The organism is Bradyrhizobium altum, from assembly GCF_020889705.1.
GTDB lineage: Bacteria > Pseudomonadota > Alphaproteobacteria > Rhizobiales > Xanthobacteraceae > Bradyrhizobium > Bradyrhizobium altum.
The window spans coordinates 23,065-31,766 of sequence record NZ_JACMYP010000081.1; the positions used below are offsets into that span (position 1 = coordinate 23,065).

Genomic DNA, 8,702 nt, shown 5'->3' on the forward strand with positions numbered 1-8,702 from the left:
TACTTTCCTCAAAGCTCCCCACCACGATCCGGGCCTTCTCCCGCCCGTCATCTCAGCCGACGTTCCCCGGTGTGTTGTTCAATTACACTAGTTTGATGTTGTCCAATCACACTAGTTTGCTGCGTGGGGCAATAAGATGATTAATTGTCAATGGGTTCCGTAGATCGATGAAAAAGTTCCGGAGTCGAAAGGCACCGTCGTCGTGGCCTTTCCTCCAGCAATCTGGCGACCAAAAGTACCAAAGCGCCCCGCTTGAAAGACTGGGTTCCGGGAACTCTTCTAGCCGAAGCCGACCATCGTCACGCTCATCATCGGACGATCATCACCGGCAGCAGCAGCGGCGCCGCGCCTATGAAACGGCAGCCGAAGATGCCGATGATGATCAGGGTCGGGCAGGCCTGGCCGATCGGTTGCGATGGCAAAAACTGGAAACCCGCCGAATCGGCGTGTTTTCGATTGTTTTTGGGCTCGGGGGACAACTTTGTCTCAAAAAGGGGCAAACTCTTAGGGGACCAACGTGCGGCTGCATCGGCCCACCGCCAACCGCGCGTTCGACTGTGGGCCGTTCCGGGTGGATGATGCAATCGTCGTCCGTTAAGAAGCCCATTTGAGCGCGGTCGAGGCGGTGAGGAGTTGCGACAAGACGTTCCAGATTAGGCGCAACAGGAGCCTCAGCCAGGCGAGGACGAGGCGGAGATTGTGGCCAGCCGACGGCGGAGAGAATGACGTTGGCGGCGCATCTGCTGGCTGTTGGAGCTTTGCAGCTGGCGCGCTTTCGCGCGACACGCTCGGAGAGACCCTCACGCTAGAACAAATCGTGAACATCGAGCATTGGCACGCCGACCCCGGCCTTTTCGGGCTCCGTGACCAGCGTGGCGTCGGTCGGGAAAGCTTGTCGCCTAGTCGTTTGCGCCAATGGCTGAGGTCGGAACGCTCGTGCGGAAACGCGTGCCGGAAAAACTCAAAGCCGGTGAAGTACTGGAAATACGGGTCATAGACCCAGCGCTCACACACCGCTTCATCGGACAGGCCGTAAGCGGGTCTCGATCCCCCGGCCGGCCATTCTCGCTGTAGAGCGTCGCAATCTCCTGATCGATCCACTCCTAGTCGATCTTGGCGGCGAGCTGCACCAGCTCATGCTTCAGATTGATGACCTGATCCAGCCTGGCGCAAAACAGATCGCCTTCCCCCGTCGTCTCCGGCGTCGCATCGTCCCCTCCGTTGCGACCACGGAATCATGACCAGCGATTCGAGGAAATCCTTAAGACGAAATCGCAAGCTTTCGCGGCTTCAACTCTCGAAAGCTTGCAATCTCAAACTCCCTGAAGGCGTCAAAAACCGATTCCTGCTCAACGCCTTGGGGACTTCTTCACGGACGACTGATCCGTCCTGCCGGCGCGAGGAAAGGTTCAGCCAAAGATGCTACCTACGCGGCGGCCCTCTCAGGTTGGTGCCCAGAGCTCCCGTGAGGCTAACCACTCCGTCACCCGGCAAGCGGCCTCAGCTTGGCGAGCCCGGAGAATAAGCCTGTCGCGCGCAACATCTGGCGGAGTGCCACGGGCTACCTTCCGCAATCGATCCGCTTCCTCACAGAAACGCTTGTCCAGAGGATCAATTTGCTTGGAAAGTAGGAGCTCGCTCATGGCGCTCGGCTCCCATGTTTGGCAGGCGGGAGAACTGTCGGTCTCTCTGCCAACCGCGCTACGGATTACCCACGGCCCGTGATGTTGGAACCATCATCCCTCTCGGAGATAGTTGCAAGGAACTTCGCTCGCACTGCAAAGATCATTTTAGAAACGAGCTTAATACGAGCTGCGCCCAGGTTCAGGTGGGAGTGGAACCCCACTCGAGGGCGGCGGCGACCCGGTTGGTCCGGAGCAGTCGCTCATCATCAACAGCATCAGCACAGATAGACCAACTGCAATCATGATCGGCATCGTGCCGCCGAAGATCAGCAACAGTGCAATGCTGGCAGCGCCATGATGGCGCTGGTTCCGTCGCTTTGGCTTCCTTGTGGCGGACTGAATCCCTCGCCTTTGGGGAGCTTTCATTTCGTTGCTTTATTTAGGGTATTATATACCCCAATATATGTGTTGAATTATGTGGCCTTGCGTAATGCAAGGTTTGGGGTATTATATACCCTAAGGAGCTCATCAAATGGTGGGGAAAAAGGGGAAAGTTGAAAGGTTCCTGTCTTCTCACCCGGTGTTCACTCGGACCGAGTTCCGCAAAACCGTGTCTCCCGGCCAGCCGTTCTCTTCGTCGGATTCATTGCTCAAATATCATGCCGCCTCCGGACGAATACGCCATGTCGCGCCGGGCGTGTACGCCTCCGTGCCGCGGCACCTGAATCCAGCGAACTTCCATCCCGACCGGATTCTGGTCGCATCGCGCATACGCGCCGATGGCGTCGTCGCCTACCACACCGCACTTGAACTGCACGGGCTCGCCTATTCGGAAAGCTCTCAGACCCAACTCCTCAGCGGAGGTCGCCCGGGCGAAATGAAGACGCTCGTCGGCCCCGTCCGGTTCGTCGCGCAACCCGCATCGCTGCGCCGTCGCTCCGAGGAAATGTCCGGCACGATCACGATGGACCGCCGTGGCCTCGACGTTCTCGCGACCGGCGTCGAGCGGACGCTCGTCGACTGCATCGAGCGACCGGACCTGACCGGCGGCGTCGAGGAACTCGCAAACGCACTCCACAGCGTCAAAGCATTCGACGTCGGCAAGTTCGCGGAGTTCGCGCTTGGTCGCGGAAACCAGACGCTCGTCGGCGTATGCGGCGCCTGGCTCGAGAGCCGGAAAGACGAACTCTTCGTCGACACGCACGTACTGGACGAACTGAAGCGCGCGGCCCCGCCGGCGCCGCGGCCCGCGCTGGGAAGCGACGCCCAAGGCCAAGCTAAGGAAGGCTGGAACGTTGTCCTGCCTCCGGATTTCCTGAACCCGTCCTTCGAAGGGATGTCGCCGGAGATGATGCCATGATCTCGGTCGAACGCCTCGAAAAGATCGCCACCGACGTCAAATTCCAACCGGCCTCGGTCGAGCGCGTCATCCGGTTGATCGACGTGCTCCACCAGATCGCGAACGATCGCGAGCTCGGCAAGCTGCTCGCACTCAAAGGGGGCACCGCGCTCAACCTGTTCTATCTCGAACTCGACCGGCTTTCCGTCGACATCGATCTGAACTACGTAGGCGCCGCGGATAGAGAAGCCATGCTGCGGGATTCCAAGATCATCAATGTGCGACTTCCCGCGCTCCTGCAGAGCAAGGGGTACGAAATCGCCCGCGATCCTTCTGCCGAACACGCCGGTGGCAAGTGGCGCTTCAGGTACGTGTCGGCCTATCGGCGTCCAGGTACGCTGGAAGTGGACGTGAACTATCTCTTCCGGACTCCGTTCTTCGGCTGGGAGAGGATGGATTCTGCGAAGCTCGGCGACTACATCGCCACGAACGTAGCCGTGGTCGATCTCCACGAAATCGCCGCCGGCAAGATCGTCGCCCTGGTGGCCCGGCGGGCATCGCGCGATCTGTACGACGCCTGGAGGCTGCTGCAGAACGAAGAGATCGATTGGGCGCAAGTGAAGGTCGGAGCGCTTGCGATCGGCGCCGCCGCAAGAGATCTGGATTGGCGAACAGTGTGGCTGAAGGACTACAAATACGATCTCAACGACCTGAACAACAAGCTGGTGTCCGTGGTCAAGAACGGCATCTTCGACGCGGACGGCGGCCCGAAGAAATGGTGCGACCGGATCTTGGCGGAATGCCAGGAGAAACTGGCGCCGCTCTTCAAGTACGACGACGGAGAGCTCGCCTTCCTCGACGCGCTCTACGATCGCGGAAGCATCGAAGTCGACACGCTTCCCACCGACGACGACGTGAAGAAACGCATCGAAGCCTTTCCCGCACTCCGGTGGAAAGCGCAACACGTCGCCCAGCACCTGGGACGGAAACCCGGCATCTGATCGAACGTCGACCCAGCACCGTCCGCCGGTGAACCGATCGTCCGGAATGGCTGACGCGGGTAGTGCCGATCATCGGCGGCAAGACCACGATCATGACCAAGATCGGCTTGAGGATAAGACGTTTTCGAATGCAATCTGCGGCTCTTCCACTAGCGGGATTAACGACAAAGGTCAGCCGCACCTGTCCGACCGGTTCTCTTCGCGGATTTGCCCCATCCCGCCATACCTTGGCAGTTTGTCAGATTGGCCTCACTGCCCAGCTAAATCCTTCCACTCGCTAATGAGCTGAAAACAGCAACATATTTATCCCTTATCTGTCTACGAGCGTGGCATGAGATTTGCTTCATTAGCTGAGAGGCTGCGGAGCCGTGCCGCGAGGCACAGCGAAGGAAGGAAACAACTTGCTAAATCTGCGACCGGAAACGCTTTATGTGACCGGCAACACCAACCGCCTTCTGGACCATACCAACGCAGGCGGCGGTACCGCGCAGACGTGGGAACATCACGGTAGTACGCGCCCGTCTCCGGCTCGGCTGCGTAATACCCTCACGCCGATATTTTTGTGTAGTCGCCGCCGAGGGAGCGGTAGGCCTTTTGGGTGTAGCAGGACTACTGCACGTGTTCTTCGCGACCGGCGGCTGGTTGTTCTGACGGAATTCCGCGTCCACCGTCGCACGCGCAATAGGAGGATTGCGAGGATCGAGTTAGATCAAAATGAATTTTTCGCTACCCGGCACGCGGCGATGACGAACATGGATTGGCAGGTTTTTGCCGGCCTGCACCGTCCAAATAATCATAGCTTGCCTTTCCGCTTCGGGAGCGCGCGGACGCCGCGCTTCCAGGTCAGAACAACCGGCCTCCAGCTTCCGCAATAGTGACTTTAACCTGTATCCCGCAATCGAACACTATGATTGTGCGTAGCCTGCACGATGTTGAAGCGACCGATCACTTCGTCGATTGGGGCAATGGTACTAGCCACCGCCTTCTGACGGATAAGGACGGCATGGGTTTTAGCATCTGCCACACCGTGGTGCGCGCTAACACCGTTTCGCTTCTGCAATACCGGAATCATCTCGAAGCCTGCTACTGCATCGCCGGAGAGGGCGAGGTCGAGGACATGGACGGCAATGTCTTCCCGATTCGCAAGGGCGACATGTACGTGCTTGACAAGCATGACAAGCATCTCCTGCGCGGGGGACGGGACAAGGACCTGATCCTCGTCAGCATCTTCAACCCGCCCCTCAACGGAACCGAGCGCCACAAGCTCAACGACCCGGCAGGCTCGGCATATTGAGCAAGGCGAAGAAACGCCAATTTCACATTGAACCGCCGCTAATTGCGAGAAACATTCATCTTAGCGATCCAACACCATCCGTACCGCACGGCGCGGACCTCAGAAAAAAATTCGTTCGTACGAATTTCAGGAGAGTCGCACCCGAAAAGGCGGTGCGCGGCCGGCCTGGAAAAATCACTTTGGCATTCCAGGTCCACTTTTCTTTGCCCGGAACACATCAGGCGAGATTCCGGAGGCTTGTGCCGATTGATAGCGCGCTCAATGGTACGATGTCCGGCGACGTCGGATAACTGACATAGCAGTATTATTGCTATCATATTGATTGAGATCGATTTCACCTTTGGCACGATCCATGCGTAATCCTCTGGAAGGCGGCACAGAGGAGAAGTCGTCCGATGATCACGCTCAGCGGAAACTCAGATGAGGTTGAGTGGCAGCTGCGATACTGCCGGCGACGATATTTGGTGACGCGGGAGCTTGGCGGGGACATTGGGAAGATCTGGCTCGGCGCAAGGTTTCGTCACATCAACGCACGCCAGATTACGCGCCGAGCAGATCCGAACCAGTCTGAGCGATTACGTGCTTCGGCGCTAGATAGGGAACTGCCCAGCATGGTGGGTGAACTGCTGGAGGGGTGAAGATGGCCCATCGGTCTTCTCTGGGGCGCGGGAGCGCCTACGAACCAGGCGATCGGGATAGACATCCTGTAGCGCGATCAATCTCCTCCAGCGTGTTTGTTGGCAGTGGTACGCCCGCTATCCGCTGTGCTCAGCTGGCAATGGCGATGGACCACGTCATTGGTGCGGCCCTGTGTGGCGACGCCATATTCGCTGAGTGGGCGACTCGTGCCAACATTCCGTGCATGGAAAGTGTTGAAGAGCTAGCCTCTTTTTTGAAGGCTGAGCCGGTGGATTCGATTTTCTCCATTGCCAATCCGTTCATATTGCCACCGGACGTGTTTGGGCGAGTGCGTCGAGGTGCTTTCAATTACCACGACGGTCCATTGCCACGATATGCGGGAGCGCACGCGACGTCCTGGGCGCTGCTGGCGCAAGAGACCGAATATGCCATCACGTGGCATCGGATCGATGATGGTGTTGATACGGGTGACGTCGTGGTTCAGCGCCAAGTGCTGATTGCGCCCACTGATACGGCACTGACCCTGAACCTCAAATGTCATGAAGCCGCGATCGAGGGCTTCCGCGAGCTCTTAACTGGCCTCGAGAACGGGAAGCTTACGGTCTATCCGCAGGCGCTCGTGGACAGAAGCTATTTTCCGAGACAACGACGCCCAAATCCGGCAGGCTGTCTGCGATGGGATCAATCTGCGCAAGAGATGTCAGCGATGACACGGGCCCTAGGCTTTGGGCCATATCATCCCAATCCAATGTGTCTGCCCAAGGCTCTCCTAGGCGATCAGGCTGTCGCAGTCAGACACCTGGAGGTATTGACTCGAAGCTCGGGCGTTCCGGCAGGCTCCCTGCTTGAAGTCCACCCCAGCTATTGGCGTGTGGCGACGGGTACAGAGGATGTCGACGTTTGTTTTGGCGAACCCGATGGGCAGATGCTGGATGCGCGAGCACTCGCCAGGCACTTCAATGTGGATGAAGGTAGTCGCCTTCCGATCTTGAGCGGTGAACAGGTGCAGAGCATAACTGCCACTCATGAATTGCTGGCGCCTCGGGAGGATTTTTGGCGACAGCGGCTCGGGCAGTTTAGAATATTGCATCTTCCTTTCCTGTCGTCGTCCGCGGCTGCGGCGGCTCCCCGATGGCAGTGGAGTCCGTGGTTCAGTCCAAGCGCTTTGGCTGAACTGTCCCCGCTCGATCGCTCGGAGTACCTGGTAACGGCTTGGCTGATCTATCTCGCCCGTATCAGGGGAGAAACAGAGCTTCAACTGGGATGGAAGCCTGCATCGGATGGATCGCAAGCTGGCTCCAAAGCGGTGGAGGTGTTGATCGCCTCTGTCGTGCCGATGGACGTTACCATTGAGCTTGCTCATGATTTTGAAGAAGTGCGCAAAACCGTAGCGGCCGAATTCGCTCAGCTGAGGGCGCACGGTAGCTTTGCCCGGGATCTTATCGCGCGCTGCCCGGCATTGCGAGGTGTGGAGGCGCTACGGTCGCCCCAGCCTTGGCCGATTGGCATTACAATCACGACAGAGAGCTGTTCCGCCGCTGACTATCTGACGACGAGCCACAGAGCTGGCCAAGCCCTATGCGGCGATTTGCTGACCTTTGAGGTTTGCGCTCTAGATGGGAGCTTCCGCTGTCATTTTGATGCCAATCGATTAGCGCCGAAGCAGATCGACTGCATGACGCAGCATTTGCAAACTTTGTTACTTGGCGTGATGGCCGATGCGGGGCAGCCGGTCGGCCGCATCGACATTCTGCCGACCGACGAACGCACCTATCTACTGGAGGAGTTGAATCGGACGGCGGCGCCTTATCCGTCGGAACGATGCATCCATGAGCTGTTCGAGGCGCAGGTGCAAAAGACGCCGGAGGCGGTGGCGGTGGTTCATGAGAAGGAGGGACTGAGCTATTGGGAACTCAATGCGCGGGCCAACCGGCTGGCGCATCATCTGATCGAGCTCGGGGTCAAGCCGGATCAGCCGGTGGCGATCTGCCTGGAACGCAGCCTGGCGATGGTGGTTGGTGTGTTGGCGATCCTGAAGGCAGGTGGCGCCTATCTGCCGCTGGATCCAGCTTATCCGTCGGCGCGGCTGCGGCAGATTGTCGGCGATGCAGAACCGCAACTGCTGCTTTGCGATGCCGCCGGTCGAACCGCACTGGGCGCCGAGGCGGTGGCCGATGTCAGCGTGGTCGATCTGGATACTGCCACCCCGGCCTGGGGCGAGCGGCCGGCTTCGGACCCGCAGCCGCGCAAGCTTGGTCTCACATCGCGCAATCTCGCCTATGTCATCTATACCTCCGGCTCAACCGGAACCCCAAAGGGCGTCGAAATGTCCCACGGCTCGCTTGTGAATTCGCTGGCGGGGGTTGGCACGTCAAAACGACGCACACTTCAATTCGCGACCCTGAACTTCGATGTGTCCTGCCAGGAATTGTTCATTTGTTGGAAGGACGGTGGACTGCTCGTGCTCGTGCGGGAAAAGACCCGCAGGCACTTCTCCGACTTGCTCGAATTCGTGGAGGGGGCGGCGATCGAGCGACTTTTCCTCCCATTCGTAGCATTGAATCACCTTGCAGAAGTCTGGAGCACGCAGCGCGTGCAGCTGCCCTCTTTAAGAGAGCTTTATACAGCCGGCGAACGATTGCAGGCCACTCCACTGCTTAGGGCTTTCTTCGAAGCACACCCGAACGCGAGATTGATCAATCAATATGGGTCCACAGAAATCAGCGTCATTTCCGAGCACCACCTTGCAGCTGATCCGTCATGTTGGCCCGAGATGCCTCACGTTGGGCGGCCAATTGCCAACG

General features: G+C 58.6%; 6 protein-coding genes and 1 pseudogene. 5 read left to right on the plus strand and 2 right to left on the minus strand.

Features of this window, described 5'->3' with window-relative positions:
• Positions 1 to 308 precede the first annotated feature (308 nt).
• Positions 309 to 479: a hypothetical protein gene (locus H8B02_RS20625; RefSeq protein WP_229167907.1), complete on the minus strand. Its 171-nt coding sequence runs from the start codon at positions 477 to 479 to the stop codon at positions 309 to 311.
• A 409-nt stretch (positions 480 to 888) separates the two neighbouring features.
• Positions 889 to 1,178: pseudogene (locus H8B02_RS20630) on the minus strand (transposase); the annotation flags it as partial.
• A 979-nt stretch (positions 1,179 to 2,157) separates the two neighbouring features.
• Here H8B02_RS20630 and H8B02_RS20635 point away from each other — a divergent pair.
• From H8B02_RS20635 to H8B02_RS20655, 5 genes are all read left to right on the plus strand, one after another.
• A complete protein-coding gene (locus H8B02_RS20635; protein ID WP_229167908.1) occupies positions 2,158 to 2,985 on the plus strand; it encodes a type IV toxin-antitoxin system AbiEi family antitoxin domain-containing protein in 828 nt (275 codons plus the stop codon).
• Positions 2,982 to 3,965, plus strand: a complete 984-nt coding sequence (locus H8B02_RS20640; RefSeq protein ID WP_229167909.1) for a nucleotidyl transferase AbiEii/AbiGii toxin family protein — start codon at positions 2,982 to 2,984, stop codon at positions 3,963 to 3,965. The genes H8B02_RS20635 and H8B02_RS20640 overlap by 4 nt, the downstream gene beginning before the upstream one ends.
• Before the next feature lie 907 nt (positions 3,966 to 4,872).
• A complete protein-coding gene (locus H8B02_RS20645) occupies positions 4,873 to 5,259 on the plus strand; it encodes an ectoine synthase (protein ID WP_229167910.1) in 387 nt (128 codons plus the stop codon).
• Between the two features lie 395 nt (positions 5,260 to 5,654).
• The gene (locus H8B02_RS20650) at positions 5,655 to 5,897 is read left to right on the plus strand and encodes a hypothetical protein (RefSeq protein ID WP_229167911.1); all 243 of its coding nucleotides are present in this window, start codon (positions 5,655 to 5,657) and stop codon (positions 5,895 to 5,897) included.
• Positions 5,898 to 6,043: 146 nt separating this feature from the next.
• On the plus strand, positions 6,044 to 8,702 hold a 2,659-nt coding region (locus H8B02_RS20655), incomplete at its 3' end, for an AMP-binding protein (RefSeq protein ID WP_229167912.1).